This window comes from Marinobacterium aestuariivivens (assembly GCF_042661465.1).
GTDB classification, from domain to species: Bacteria; Pseudomonadota; Gammaproteobacteria; order Pseudomonadales; family Balneatricaceae; genus Marinobacterium_A; species Marinobacterium_A aestuariivivens.
The window spans coordinates 1,712,970-1,726,712 of record NZ_JBHSWE010000001.1 but is presented as its reverse complement, the minus strand read 5'-3'; the positions used below and the strand labels follow the sequence as shown (position 1 = coordinate 1,726,712).

The window sequence follows — 13,743 nt, the reverse complement described above, 5'->3', positions numbered from 1 at the left end:
TGAAAAGAAAAACGGCAGCCGGCCTTCGTCGAGGCCGGCTGCCGTTGCTGCTACTCGGCTTTGCCGCCGAGTTCCAACAGAGTGGCGTTCCCGCCGACCGCAGTGGTGTTGGTGGTGCGCACCGATTCGGTGATAAAGCGCGACAGGTAGTATTCGCCACCGATGATGTCGAGATTCTCCGGATCGGTTTCGGCGACCAGCTGCACCAGCACGCCGTCACGGCTCACCAGCCTGCGGTTCAGCTCGCGGGCACCGGCTTCACTGCAAATGCAGGCGAAGCCGGCAATGGACGGGCATCCGCCGAGGGTTTCCAGCGAGCTGTTCTCGATCAGCTGGACCACCGCGGCCGGGCAGCTGCCGGCCACCAGCAGGCGCAGCAGGTAGCGGCAGAAGCCGGTATGGGACGGGGCCGGCGCCAGCAGCACCACGTTGCCGGCGATCAGGGCAGCGACCAGCTGGCCGATAATGGCGACTTCGCTGGCGTTCTCGTCACTGGTGCAAATGAAGAGCCCGCGTCCCGAGGTGTAAAGCACGTTGGACTCGCCAGTCGGGCCCGGCAGCTCCAGTTCGCCACCGATCAGGCGCAGCGCCTGGTCGATCTGCCACTGTGCCATGCGTGCCTGGCTGTCGCTGAGCTGGCCGACGAAATTCTGCAGCAGCTGGGCGCGACCGGCGACACCGAGTCCGTTCCAGCCTTCCCAGGCGTCGAGTGCAGCCTGGGCTGCCTGTTCAAGATTGATCTTCTGAGTCATTTCTAGGCACTCCTTTGGCGGCTCAAAGCGTCACTTCACGGGTGAAACGCAGCAGGTAGCGGGGACCGCCGGCCTTGGGGCCGGTACCCGACAGACCCTGACCGCCGAACGGCTGGACGCCGACCACTGCACCGACCTGGTCACGGTTGATGTAGATGTTGCCGACCCGCACGCGATGCGCGATATGGCGCGTGGTCTCCTCGTTGCGGCTGTGCACGCCGAGGGTCAGGCCATAGCCGGTGGCGTTGATGCTGTCGATCACGCGGTCGAGGTCCGAGGCCTTGTAGCGTACGACGTGCAGAATCGGACCGAACTGTTCGCGCTCGAGTTGGGCGATATCATCGATCTCGAACGCCGTCGGCGCGACGAAGGTTCCCTGGCCGGCATTCGCCGGCAGCGGCGTCTGGGCGATCAGGCGCGCACTGCGCTTCATCTTCTCGATGTGGTTCAGCAGTCCCTGCTGGGCTTCGGTGTCGATCACAGGGCCGACATCGGTACTGTGCAGGCTGGGGTCTCCGACTACCTGTTCCTGCATGGCGCCGCGCAACATCTCGGTGATGCGGTCGGCCACGTCCTGCTGCACGTAGAGCACGCGCAGTGCCGAGCAGCGCTGGCCGGCCGATGCAAAGGCCGAACGCACCACGTCACGCACCACCTGTTCGGGCAGCGAGGTGGAGTCGATCAGCATGGCGTTCTGGCCGCCGGTCTCGGCGATCAGCGGCACGACTTCGGTATCCCGTTTTGCCAGCGCACGGTTGATCAGCTGTGCGGTTTCGGTGGAGCCGGTGAAAGCGACGCCGGCGACCCGCGGGTCCGAGGTCAGCGGTGCGCCGACGGTGGCACCGTCGCCCGGCAGCAGCGCAATGGCATCCGCCGGTATGCCGGCGTCCAGCGCCAGCTGGATGGCGCGGAAGGCGATCAGGCTGGTCTGTTCCGCCGGTTTGGCGATCACGGTGTTGCCGGTCACCAGGGCCGCGCTGACCTGGCCGAGGAAGATCGCCAGCGGGAAGTTCCAGGGGCTGATGCAGGCGAAGACACCGCGGCCCTCGAGGCGGTACTGGCGCTCGCGACCATCGAAGGTGGTGCCGAGCTGGGTCTGGCCGATGCCCTTGCGTGCCTGTACCGCGTAATAGCGGCAGAAGTCCACGGCCTCGCGTACTTCGTCGATGCTGTCCTGGATGGTCTTGCCCGCTTCGAGATGGCACAGTGCCACCAGCTCGGCGAGGTTTTCCTCCAGCAGGTCGCCCAGGCGCTCGAGGCAGCCGGCGCGCTCGTCGACCGGGGTTGCGTTCCAGCCGGCAAAACCCTGACCGACCTGGTCGAGGGCTTCGGATACCTCTTCTGTTCCTGCCCAGTGTACCGAGCCCGCCTGGATGCGGCGATCCTGCGGTGCGGTGACGGCACGGGGCTCCCCGGACTGGCGCAACTGGCCGCCGATGATCGGACCGCCCAGCCACTGCCGGCCCATGAAGCCCTCGACCGCTTCGCGGAATGGGCGCCATTCACTCTCGATCTCGATATTGGGGCCGTAGGAGTTGCGGCGCTCTTCGCCATAGATATCCGCCGGCAGCGGGATATGCGGGTTGGCCAGGGAGGCGCGGCTTTTCAGCGTTTCGACCGGATGGTGCACCAGGTCGACAATCGGGTGCCGGGCATCGACCAGGCGGTGCACGAAGGAGCTGTTGGCACCGTTTTCCAGCAGGCGCCGCACCAGGTAGGGCAGCAGGTCCTTGTGGCTGCCGACCGGGGCGTAGATGCGCACATTGACCGACTGGTTCTTCAGTACGGTGTTATACAGCGCATCGCCCATGCCGTGCAGGCGCTGGAACTCGAAGTCGCCATGGGGCGCCATCGCCAGAATGGCGGCGACGGTATGGGCATTGTGGCTGGCGAACTGGGGATAGATCTTGCCCCGTACCGGCTGGCTCAGCAGGAAGCGGGCGCAGGCCAGGTAGGAGGTGTCGGTCGCTTCCTTGCGGGTATAAACCGGGTAGCCTTCGAACCCGTGCTGCTGGCAGAGCTTGATCTCGGCATCCCAGTAGGCGCCCTTGACGAGCCGCACCGGAATGCGGTCGCCCTGCTCGCCGGCCAGTGCCGTCAGCCAGGCCAGTACCGGCAGGGCACGCTTGGAATAGGCCTGGACCACGAGGCCGAAGTTGCCCCAGCCCTGACAGGCCGGATCGCGGTAGATCTTTTCGAACAGCTCGAGGGACAGCTCGAGGCGGTCTGCCTCCTCGGCATCGACGGTGATGCCGACATCGAGGGCGCGTGCCTTGTTGATGAGTTCGACGACGCGCGCGTACAGCTCGGTCAGGACGCGTGCCTGCTGACCCACTTCATAGCGCGGGTGCAGCGCAGACAGCTTGATCGAGATGGTCGGCTTTGGCGTCTTGCCCTGGCCGTAGGTATCCTTGCCGACCGCTTCGATCGCGCTGATGTAATCGGCAAAATACTTGTCGGCATCGCGCGACGTCAGTGCCGCCTCTCCCAGCATGTCGAAGGAGTAGGTGTAGCCCAGATCGCGGTACTTGCGGCCGCGCTTCAGCGCTTCGCCGATATTGCGGCCGAGCACGAACTGGTGGCCCATGATCTTCATGGCCTGGTACATGGCCTTGCGGATTACCGGTTCCGAGAACTTGTTGACCAGTCGGTTGATGACGTTGGACGGCGTGCCGTCCTCCTTTTCGTCCATGGCCACGACCTTGCCCGTCAGCAGCAGGCCCCAGGTCGAGGCGTTGACGAACAGGGAGTCGGAATTCTTCAGGTGTGTTTTCCAGTCCGCGACGCTGAGCTTGTCGCGGATCAGCGCGTCGGCGGTTTCGGCATCCGGGATGCGCATCAGGGCCTCGGCCAGGCACATCAGCAGAATGCCTTCGCGCGTATCGAGGCTGTACTCCAGCAGCAGCGCGTCGATCATGTGGATGGCGCCGTCATCGGCGCGCACCTGTTCGATCAGCGTGGTGGCGCTGCGAGTGGTGTTGTCGAGCTCGTCCTGGCCGGGCTCGGCCAGGGGCAGCAGTTCGCGCAGCCAGCTCTCTTCATCGATGCTGTACAGCGGCGAGATTTCGTCCCAGAGCTCGGCCGGTTTACGGGCGATGAAGTCCGGGTTGAGTACATCTGTAGCCTTGAACATGATCAGCGTACCTCGGGGTCCTGTAGTTGAAGGACGGGCGTCGGTTTACGGGAGCCGGTGATTACGTCAGCTTAGTGCATCGAGAAGGGGCTGGCTGAATCACTGTGGCCGAAAGCCGTTTTCCGGGCTTCCGGCAGCATGGGGTTTACCGGGCGCATCGGTGAATCCTGACACTTTAGTGACAGTTCCCGCGGAGGTCTTGCCGATATTTCCGGAGTTTTTGTCGAAAACTCCGGCTTGCGTAGGCAGCCCGAGACTTCCCGGGGCTTAATCGCAGGTCAGCGCGGCCTGCTGGCGATAGCGGGCCGGGGTGATGCCGAAGCGGCGGCGGAAGGCATGGGTAAAGGCGCTCTGATTGGCGAAGCCGCACAGCTCGATGACCCGGGCCACCGGGTGCCCCTGTTCGAGCAGGTCGTGGGCGGCGCTCAGGCGTTTCTCGAGGAGGTGCTGGTGCGGCGTCATGCCGGTCTGGCGCTTGAACAGTTCATGGAACTGACTGCTGCTGAGGCAGGCGAGGCTGGCGAGGTGGGCGACGCTGATCTTGCGCTGCAGATTGACGCGGATGAAGTCGTCGATCAGTTCGAGATCGATCATGCCCGGTTTGCGGCAGGGTTGTTTCAGCGACAGATGGTTGCCGAGGGTACACAGCAGCATGTTGCTGCAGGCCTGCGCCAGCATGGGGTCGTCCGGGAACTGGCGGATTTCGCGGCTTACCGCGCTGGCCAGCACCTGCAGGTGGCTGCTCATGTCGAAATAGCTGGCCTGGTCGAACAGTCGGTTGATGCGCTCGCGCTCTTCACGGTTGCCGGCCGGCTTCATCGCGAGGTTGACCACCAGGATGCTGTTGCGCCCAATGCCGCAGAAGGCGTGGGCGGTGGACGAGGGTACCAGGCAGCCGGTGCCCGGTCCGACCCGCTGACCCAGGCCCTCGAGTTCGAAGGCGGTGTCGCCCTCGAGCCCCAGTACCAGTTGGTGATAGTTGTGATCGTGCGTATGGGCGCTGTCGGGCAGCGTCAGGATGTCGGCGGTTTTGACCATGGACATGAATCGAATAGTACCCGCAAAGGCACTGATCACCTTTGCTGATCAGTATTCGATCTATTATACCGGTGCCTCGACGGCCTACAACTCCCCTGCAGACTTTCGTCAGGCGCGTGCAGACTGAGGCGCAATTGTGCGGGGAAAAAGTTAAAATGGCGCGATTCTTTTAATGGCTAACCAATGGCTGAGTCTGATGGCTGAACTGAAAAACGATCGTTTTCTGCGCGCGCTGTTGCGCCAACCGGTGGATGTGACCCCCGTATGGATGATGCGTCAGGCCGGGCGCTACCTGCCGGAATACCGGGCAACCCGGGCCCAGGCGGGCGATTTCCTGAGCCTGTGCAAGAACCGCGAGCTGGCCTGCGAAGTGACGCTGCAGCCGCTGGAACGCTTCGATCTGGATGCGGCCATCCTGTTCTCCGACATCCTCACCATACCCGATGCGATGGGTCTGGGGCTCTATTTCGAAGCCGGCGAAGGGCCGCGGTTTCGCAAGATCATCCGTACCGAAGCCGATGTGGCGGCACTGCCGGTGCCGGATGCGGCCTCCGACCTCGATTACGTCATGGCGGCGGTACGGGAAATTCGTGGCGCCCTGTCAGGTCGCGTACCGCTGATCGGCTTCTCCGGCAGCCCTGGACGCTCGCCACCTATATGGTCGAAGGCGGCTCGAGCAAGGACTTCCGTCATATCAAGCAGATGATGTACGCCACTCCGGAGGTGCTGCATGCACTGCTCGACAAACTGGCGCAGTCGGTCACCACCTACCTCAACGAGCAGATCCGTGCCGGTGCCCAGGCGGTGCAGATCTTCGATACCTGGGGCGGGGTGCTCAGCGGTCCCATGTATCGGGAATTCTCCCTCAAATACATGCAGCAGATCTGTGCCGGCCTGATCCGCGAACATGAAGGACGCCGTGTGCCGGTGATCCTGTTCACCAAGAACGGCGGGCAGTGGCTCGAGGCGATCGCCGATACCGGCGCCGATGCGCTGGGGCTGGACTGGACCACCGATATCGGCGATGCCCGCCGCCGCGTCGGCGACCGGGTCGCGCTGCAGGGCAATATGGACCCGTCGGTGCTCTATGCGCCCTCCGAGCGCATTCGTGCCGAGGTCGAAGCGATTCTGGCCGGTTTCGGGCCCGGAAACGGTCATGTCTTCAACCTGGGTCATGGCATCCACCAGTATGCCGATCCCGAGCATGCGCGGGTCTTCGTCGATGCCGTCCACGAGCTGAGTGCGAAGTATCATCAGCAGTGAATGTGTAAAGGCCTGTTCGCCCACGGAGTGGGCTTCCACAGGATCCGCAAGTATTGTAGGAGCCCGGTCACCGGGCGAATGGCCTGCTTGCCACTTTCTACTATTCGGACTTTGGGTTAAGCGGTAGACAAGATGAAGAAACTAGAAAAACTGTTCGAACAGAACCGGGCCTGGTCGGAACGCATTTCCCGGCTCAATCCGGAATTCTTCCCGACTCTGGCCAAGCAGCAGGCGCCGGAGTATCTCTGGATCGGCTGTTCCGACAGTCGCGTGCCCGCCAACGAGATCATCGGCCTGCTGCCCGGTGATGTCTTCGTGCACCGCAATGTCTCCAATCTGGTGATACACACCGACATGAACTGCCTGTCGGTGCTGCAGTATGCGGTGCGGGTCCTGAAAGTGAAGCATGTGATGGTGGTCGGCCATTACGGTTGCGGCGGCGTCAAGGCATCGCTGGGTCCGACCCATCTGGGCCTGATCGACAACTGGCTGCGACATGTCCGCGATGTCTACTTCAAGCATCGTGAGATACTCGAGCAGTGGCAGGATGACGAGGCCTTCATGCTCGACAGGCTCTGCGAGCTGAACGTGATCGAGCAGGCCAGCAACGTCTGCAACACCACCATGGTGCAGGAAGCCTGGAGCAACGGCCAGGAACTGGCCATCCATGCTTGGATCTACGGCCTGGACAACGGCGAGCTGCGGGACCTGAACTTCTGTGTCAGCAGTGCCGACGAGATCGGCAGCCAGTATCAGGAAGCGGTCGCGTCCATCGCGGCAAAGCAACGCGCCTGATTCGCAAAGGGCCCCGCGGGGCCCTTTGCCTTCCTTTAAGCCACTGCTTTCGCCAGTGCCTGCCCGAGGTCCTCGATCAGGTCGTCGATATGCTCGATACCGACCGACAGCCGCACCGTTTCCGGCTTCACGCCGGCGGACTTGAGCTCCTCTTCGTTGAGCTGACGGTGGGTGGTTTCCGCCGGGATCGAAGCCAGCGAACGGCAATCGCCGATATTCACCAGCCGCACGAAGATGTTCAGCGCATCGTAGAAACGTCGGGTGCCCTCGCGACCGCTGTGCAGGCCGAAGCTGAGGATGCCGGAGGCGCGCCCCTGCATGTATTTCCGGGCCAGGGCGTGATCCTTGTGGCTTTCGAGCCCCGCGTAGCTGACCCAGCTGACCGCCTCGTGCCCCTCCAGGAATCGGGCGACCTTCAGCGCATTGTCGCAGATCCGTTCCATGCGCAGCGACAGGGTTTCCATGCCCTGCAGCAGCAGGAAGGCGTTCATCGGCGACAGGGCAGCACCCATGTTGCGCAGCGGTACCACGCGGCAGCGGCCGATGAAGGCCGCGGGCCCGAAGGCTTCGGTATAGACCACGCCGTGGTAGGAGACGTCCGGCTCGTTCAGCAGCGGAAAGCGGTCCTTGTGATCGGCCCAGGGAAGTTGCCGCTGTCGATGATGATGCCGCCGATGCTGTTGCCGTGGCCGCCGATGTACTTGGTGGCGGACTGCACGACGATGTCGGCACCCTGCTCGATCGGCCGCCACAGAACCGGAGTCGGTACGGTGTTGTCGACGATCAGCGGAATGCCATGGCGGTGTGCCAGTTCCGCGAGCTTTTCGATATCGGCGATGCTGCCGGACGGGTTTCCGACGCTTTCGCAGTAGAGCGCGCGGGTGCGGTCGTCGATGCGGGCCTCGATGCCGGCGAAGTCGTTCTTGTCGATGAAGCGAACCTCGACCCCTGGCGCGGCAGTGTATGGGCGAAGAGGTTGTAGGTGCCGCCATACAGCTCGCTGGTGGAGAGGATATTGTCGCCGGTCTCCGCCAGGGTCTGGATGCAGTAGGTGATGGCCGCCATGCCGGAGGCCACCGCCAGCGCGGCGATACCGCCTTCCAGCTCCGCCGCGCGCTTCTCCAGCACGTCGGTGGTGGGATTCATGATGCGGGTGTAGATATTGCCCTGCACCTTGAGGTCGAACAGGTCCGCGCCATGCTGGGCGTTGTCGAATGCATAGGAGGTGGTCTGGTAGATCGGCACGGCAACCGCCTTGGTCGTGGGATCCGGCTGATAGCCGCCATGCACCGCAATCGTTTCCAGTTTCATTGCATTGTCCTTGTGTGCGTTTTGTTTGACGTCTGATTCTAGAGACTGGGGTCGGAAAAGAAAGCCTGTTTGGGCAACTCCGGTCATTGGGCTAGAATGCGCAGCCTATCCGCCGATGCAGAGGATTCCGCGATGGCCAAGGCCAAGACCGCCTATGTGTGCAACGACTGTGGCGCCGACTACAGCAAGTGGCAGGGGCAGTGCAGCGCTTGCGGCTGCTGGAATTCCCTGACCGAGGTGCGGCTGGCGGCAGCCGCCGGCGGCGGCGCGCGCGCGGCCCGCTTCGAGGGTTATGCCGGCGCCCAGACCGGCACTCAGGGCCGGGTGGTGAGCCTGGCCGAGGTCGAGCTGGGCGAGATGCCGCGGTTCTCCACCGGTACCCAGGAGCTTGACCGGGTGCTGGGCGGCGGCCTGGTGCCGGGCTCTGCGATCCTGATCGGTGGCCATCCCGGGGCCGGCAAGAGTACCCTGCTGCTGCAGGTGATGTGTCACCTGGCGGCGCAAAAACCGGCGCTCTATGTCACCGGCGAGGAGTCGCTGCAGCAGGTGGCGATGCGGGCGCGGCGGCTCGGGCTCGATGCCGGCAGCCTGAAAATGCTCTCCGAGACCGCGGTCGAGACGATCTGCGCCACGGCTCAGCAGCTGCAGCCCAAGCTGATGGTGATCGACTCCATCCAGGTGATGCATATCGCCGATGTGCAGTCGGCGCCGGGCTCGGTGGCCCAGGTGCGCGAAACCGCCGCCTACCTGACCCGCTTCGCCAAGCAGACCGGCACGGTACTGCTGCTGGTCGGCCATGTCACCAAGGACGGCACCCTGGCCGGTCCCAAGGTGCTGGAGCACATGATCGACTGTTCGCTGCAACTCGAAGGTTCGTCCGACAGCCGCTTCCGCACCCTCAGATCCCACAAGAACCGCTTCGGCGCGGTCAACGAACTCGGTGTTTTCGCGATGCTGGAGAATGGCCTGCGCGAAGTGAAGAACCCCAGTTCCATTTTCCTCAGCCGTGCCGAGGAGCCGAGTCCCGGCAGCGTGGTGATGGTGGTCTGGGAGGGTACCCGGCCGCTGCTGGTGGAGCTGCAGGCGCTGGTGGATCAGAGTCACATGAACAACCCGCGCCGGGTCGCGGTCGGTCTGGAGCACAACCGTCTGGCGATGCTGCTGGCGGTGCTGCACCGCCACGGCGGTCTCCATACCGGCGACCAGGATGTTTTCGTCAACGTCGTCGGTGGCGTCAAGGTACTGGAGACCGGTGCGGATCTGGCGCTGCTGCTGGCCGTGGTCTCGAGCTATCGCGACCGGCCGCTGGCGCAGGACCTGATGGCGTTCGGCGAAGTGGGGCTGTCCGGCGAGATCCGGCCGGTGCCCAACGGTCAGGAGCGTATCCGGGAAGCGGCCAAGCACGGTTTCCGTCGTGCCATTGTACCGAAGGGCAACGTACCCAAGACCGCGCCCGAGGGGATGGAGGTGATCGGGGTTACGCGCCTGTCCGAAGCGCTCGATGCGCTTTGAAAGAACGTAGGGTGCTGGTAAGCGAAGCGCACCGCACCGCCGTTTTCGGTGCGATTCGTTGCACTCCCCTGAAAACTGCTCCTGCGTTTTCAGGATTTCCACCATCCATGGTGGTCAGCAGCACCCTACCCACTCACCAGATTATCCAACTCCCGCTCGAGCAGCGACTCGTCGCCGAGGTTCAGCTCCACCAGCCGGCGCAGGTGGCTGATGCTGTCGAGGTCCATTTCGCCGGCGCGAAAGCCGTAACCGGGTGGCTTGCTGTGGGTCAGTATGACCGGCATGCGGATCAGGACGTCACTGCTCAGGTAGATACGCAGTTCGGCCGTTTCGCCAGGGGCAATGGACAGCGGTTTCTGCGACTCGATCAGCACCCCGTGAAGCGAGATATCCGCCAGCTGGACAATGAGGGTGGCGTTGGCCGTGTGCAGTTCGGATTCGGCGTCGAAGGGGATGCGGGTAAAGCGGCGGCGTTCTGCGTTCTGTTCCACCATGGCGGGATCCTCGGTGAGGGGCTCAGAGCATCTTAGTACAGACAGCGATGGCTCGTACATCGGTGACGGGTGACGCGTTACGCGTCACCCGTCACGCTTTTATGCGATCCGCTTGTACTTGATGCGCTCGGGCTGGTGCTCCTTGCCGTAGCGGCGCTTGTAATCCGCCTGGTACTCGGTGTAGTTGCCCTCGAAGAACTCCACCTTCGACTCGCCTTCGTACGCCAGCATGTGGGTACAGATGCGGTCGAGGAACCAGCGGTCATGGGAAATCACCACGGCGCAGCCCGGGAACGCCAGCAGCGCTTCCTCGAGGGCACGCAGCGTCTCGATATCCAGATCGTTGGTCGGTTCGTCGAGCAGCAGCACGTTGCCGCCTTCCTTCAGCAGCTTGGCCATATGCAGGCGGTTGCGCTCGCCGCCGGACAGGTCCTTGACCAGTTTCTGCTGATCGGAACCCTTGAAGTTGAAGCGGCCGCAGTAGGCGCGTGACGGTGTCTGGTAGTTGCCGACGGTGATGATGTCCTGGCCGTCGGAGATCTCGGCAAAGACGGTCTTGTCGCCGTTCAGCTCGCGGTTCTGGTTGACGTAGGCCAGCTGCACGGTGGAGCCCAGCTCGACAGTACCTGCATCCGGCTGCTCTTCACCGGCGATGATGCGGAACAGCGTCGACTTGCCGGCACCGTTGCCGCCGATGATGCCGACGATGGCGCCGGGCGGGATCGAGAAACTCAGGTCCTCGAACAGCACCTTGTCGCCATAGGCCTTCGAGATGCCGTTGGCGTCGATGACCTTGTCGCCCAGGCGCGGACCCGGCGGAATGTAGATCTCCGGGTCTCGTTGCGGGTCTGGAATTCGCGGGAGTTCATCTCCTCGAACTGCTTCAGGCGTGCCTTGGATTTGGCCTGACGGCCTTTCTGGCCCTGGCGCACCCACTCCAGCTCGGCGGCGACGGCCTTGTGGTGGGCGGCTTCCTGCTTGGCTTCCATTTCCAGGCGGTGCTCTTTCTGCTCCAGCCAGGAGGAATAGTTGCCTTCGTACGGGATGCCGCGGCCGCGGTCCAGCTCGAGAATCCAGCCGGCGGCATTGTCGAGGAAGTAGCGGTCATGGGTGATCGCCACGACAGTGCCCGGGTATTCCTGCAGGAAGCGCTCGATCCAGGCCACCGATTCGGCATCGAGGTGGTTGGTCGGCTCGTCCAGCAGCAGCATGTCGGGCTTGTCGAGCAGCAGCCGGCAGAGGGCGACACGGCGGCGCTCGCCGCCGGAGAGGTGCTTCACCTGGGCATCCCAGGCCGGCAGGCGCAGGGCGTCGGCGGCACGCTCGAGGGTGTTTTCCAGGTTGTGACCATCCTTCGCCTGGATCAGGTTCTCGAACTCGGCCTGCTTCCTGGCCAGTTCGTCGAAGTCGGCGTCCGGCTCGGCGTAGGCGGCGTAGACGGCATCGAGGCCGTCCAGGGCTGCCTTGACGTCGGCGACCGCCTCCTCGACGATCTCGCGCACGGTCTTATTCTCGTCGAGCTGCGGCTCCTGCGGCAGGTAGCCGACATTGATGCCCGGCATCGGCCGCGCTTCGCCGATGTAGTCCTTGTCGACGCCGGCCATGATGCGCAGCAGGCTGGACTTGCCGGCGCCGTTGAGGCCGAGGACGCCGATCTTGGCCCCGGGGAAGAAGGAAAGGGAGATATCCTTGAGGATTTCACGCTTGGGCGGCACGACCTTGCCGACGCGGTTCATCGAGTAAACGTATTGAGCCATTAATCAGGACCTGTCAGTTCTGCGTTGGCGGCAATTTTAGCCGATCAGCCTCCTCGAAGGCCAATGCAGTAAGAGGTAAATGGGTAGGGTGCCGGTAAACGAAGCGAAGCGAAGAGCACCGCACCGCTTTCGCAGCAGCCGCCGTCGTGAATTCCACTCCATTTGCCGTGATCCACTTTCAAGTGCGCCGTTCCCGGCTTTTCGACTATAATGGCGCCCTTTTCCAGGGTGCTGCGGTATTCGGGATTTATCGCCGCGCCGAAATCTTTGCAATGCGACGGGGGACAGTATGTTTAGCAAAGAGATGACCATCGCCGGATTCGATCCGGATCTCTGGGCCGCGATGCAGGCGGAAGAGCGCCGCCAGGAAGAACACATCGAACTGATCGCGTCCGAGAACTACACCAGCCCGCGGGTGATGGAAGCCCAGGGCTCCGGTCTGACCAACAAGTACGCCGAGGGCTACCCCCACAAGCGCTACTATGGCGGCTGCGAATATGTCGATATCGTCGAGGAACTGGCCATCGAACGTGCCAAGCAGCTGTTCGGTGCCACCTATGCCAACGTTCAGCCGCACTCCGGCTCTCAGGCCAACGCCGCCGTCTACATGGCGCTGTGCAAGCCGGGCGACACCGTGCTGGGCATGAGCCTGGCCCATGGCGGTCACCTGACGCACGGTGCGGCGGTCTCCTTCTCCGGTCGCATCTACAATGCGGTGCAGTACGGCCTGAACCCGGAAACCGGCGAGATCGATTACGATGAAGTCGAGCGTCTGGCCCTGGAGCACAAGCCGAAGATGATCGTCGCCGGCTTCTCGGCTTACTCCCGCGTCATCGACTGGCAGCGCTTCCGCGATATCGCCGACAAGGTCGGTGCCTACCTGTTCGTCGATATGGCCCATATCGCCGGTCTGGTCGCGGCGGGCGTCTACCCGAGCCCAATGGGTGTTGCCGATGTCGTCACCACCACCACCCACAAGACCCTGGGCGGTCCGCGCGGCGGCCTGATCCTTTCGGCCCGCGCCGACGAGGAGCTGCAGAAGAAACTGAATTTCGCCGTCTTCCCGGAATCCCAGGGCGGCCCGCTGATGCACATCATCGCGGCCAAGGCCGTCTGCTTCAAGGAAGCGCTGGAGCCGGAGTGGAAGGAATACCAGGCGCAGGTCGTGAAAAACGCCCAGGCGATGGTCAAGGTGTTCCTCGACCGCGGGATCGATATCGTTTCCGGCGGCACCGATGACCATCTTTTCCTGGTCGACCTGATCAGGAAGGACATCACCGGCAAGGATGCGGATGCGGCGCTGGGCCGTGCCAACATCACCGTCAACAAGAATGCCGTACCGAACGATCCGCGTTCGCCATTCGTCACCTCGGGCCTGCGCCTGGGCACGCCGGCGGTGACCCGTCGCGGCTTCAAGGAAGCCGAAGTGACCGATCTGGCCAACTGGATCTGCGATGTGCTCGACGATATCGACAATGAGCAGACCATCGAGGCGGTCAAGGCCAAGGTGCTCGATATCTGTGCACGCTTTCCGGTCTACAAGTAAATCGGTTAGAATCCCCGGGCGGCTCAGGTAGCCGCCCTTTTTATTATGGGTTACGCGTTACGCGTCACCCAGTTTCAGACTTCAACGGCATGCATACGCCTCGTATGCAGCCTCACGCTCTTTACTGGCAGGATCGTTTCCT

At 63.2% G+C, this 13,743-nt stretch carries 7 protein-coding genes and 3 pseudogenes; 4 read left to right on the top strand and 6 right to left on the bottom strand.

Translation table 11 applies throughout. The features are described 5' to 3' along the window. Positions 1-50: 50 nt before the first annotated feature. The 3 genes from ACFQDL_RS09050 to ACFQDL_RS09040 all read right to left on the bottom strand — a co-directional run bounded on the left by ACFQDL_RS09050 (position 51) and on the right by ACFQDL_RS09040 (position 4,929). Entirely contained in the window at positions 51-752 is a 702-nt protein-coding gene (locus ACFQDL_RS09050; protein ID WP_379908716.1) for a 1-pyrroline-5-carboxylate dehydrogenase, read from the bottom strand. Between the two features lie 22 nt (positions 753-774). After that, on the bottom strand, positions 775-3,885 hold the full coding sequence (gene putA, locus ACFQDL_RS09045; RefSeq protein WP_379908715.1) for a bifunctional proline dehydrogenase/L-glutamate gamma-semialdehyde dehydrogenase PutA: 3,111 nt from the start codon (positions 3,883-3,885) through the stop codon (positions 775-777). Positions 3,886-4,152: 267 nt separating this feature from the next. Beyond that, complete coding sequence (locus ACFQDL_RS09040) at positions 4,153-4,929, bottom strand: AraC family transcriptional regulator (protein ID WP_379908714.1); 777 nt, start codon at positions 4,927-4,929, stop codon at positions 4,153-4,155. Between the two features lie 190 nt (positions 4,930-5,119). Between ACFQDL_RS09040 and hemE the strand changes: the two are divergent. Continuing rightward, positions 5,120-6,186, top strand: a pseudogene (hemE, locus tag ACFQDL_RS09035) (uroporphyrinogen decarboxylase). A gap of 132 nt (positions 6,187-6,318) precedes the next feature. After that, positions 6,319-6,981 (top strand): carbonate dehydratase, encoded by a 663-nt coding sequence (gene can, locus ACFQDL_RS09030; RefSeq protein WP_379908713.1) that lies wholly within the window; start codon positions 6,319-6,321, stop codon positions 6,979-6,981. A 35-nt stretch (positions 6,982-7,016) separates the two neighbouring features. Here can and ACFQDL_RS09025 read toward each other — a convergent pair. Next, positions 7,017-8,292 (bottom strand): annotated as a pseudogene (locus tag ACFQDL_RS09025) (O-acetylhomoserine aminocarboxypropyltransferase/cysteine synthase family protein). Between the two features lie 132 nt (positions 8,293-8,424). On the opposite strand from ACFQDL_RS09025, the gene radA reads away from it, so the two are divergent. Further along, positions 8,425-9,804 (top strand): DNA repair protein RadA, encoded by a 1,380-nt coding sequence (radA, locus tag ACFQDL_RS09020; protein ID WP_379908712.1) that lies wholly within the window; start codon positions 8,425-8,427, stop codon positions 9,802-9,804. Positions 9,805-9,929: 125 nt separating this feature from the next. Here the strand turns inward: radA and ACFQDL_RS09015 are convergent, their stop codons facing one another. Together ACFQDL_RS09015 and ettA are read right to left on the bottom strand one after the other, a co-directional pair. Continuing rightward, positions 9,930-10,298, bottom strand: a complete 369-nt coding sequence (locus ACFQDL_RS09015; protein ID WP_379908711.1) for a PilZ domain-containing protein — start codon at positions 10,296-10,298, stop codon at positions 9,930-9,932. Between the two features lie 99 nt (positions 10,299-10,397). Continuing rightward, positions 10,398-12,055 (bottom strand): annotated as a pseudogene (gene ettA / locus ACFQDL_RS09010) (energy-dependent translational throttle protein EttA). Positions 12,056-12,344: 289 nt separating this feature from the next. Between ettA and glyA the strand changes: the two are divergent. Beyond that, positions 12,345-13,601, top strand: coding sequence for a serine hydroxymethyltransferase (gene glyA, locus ACFQDL_RS09005; protein WP_379908710.1), 1,257 nt, complete (start codon positions 12,345-12,347; stop codon positions 13,599-13,601). Positions 13,602-13,743 lie beyond the last annotated feature (142 nt).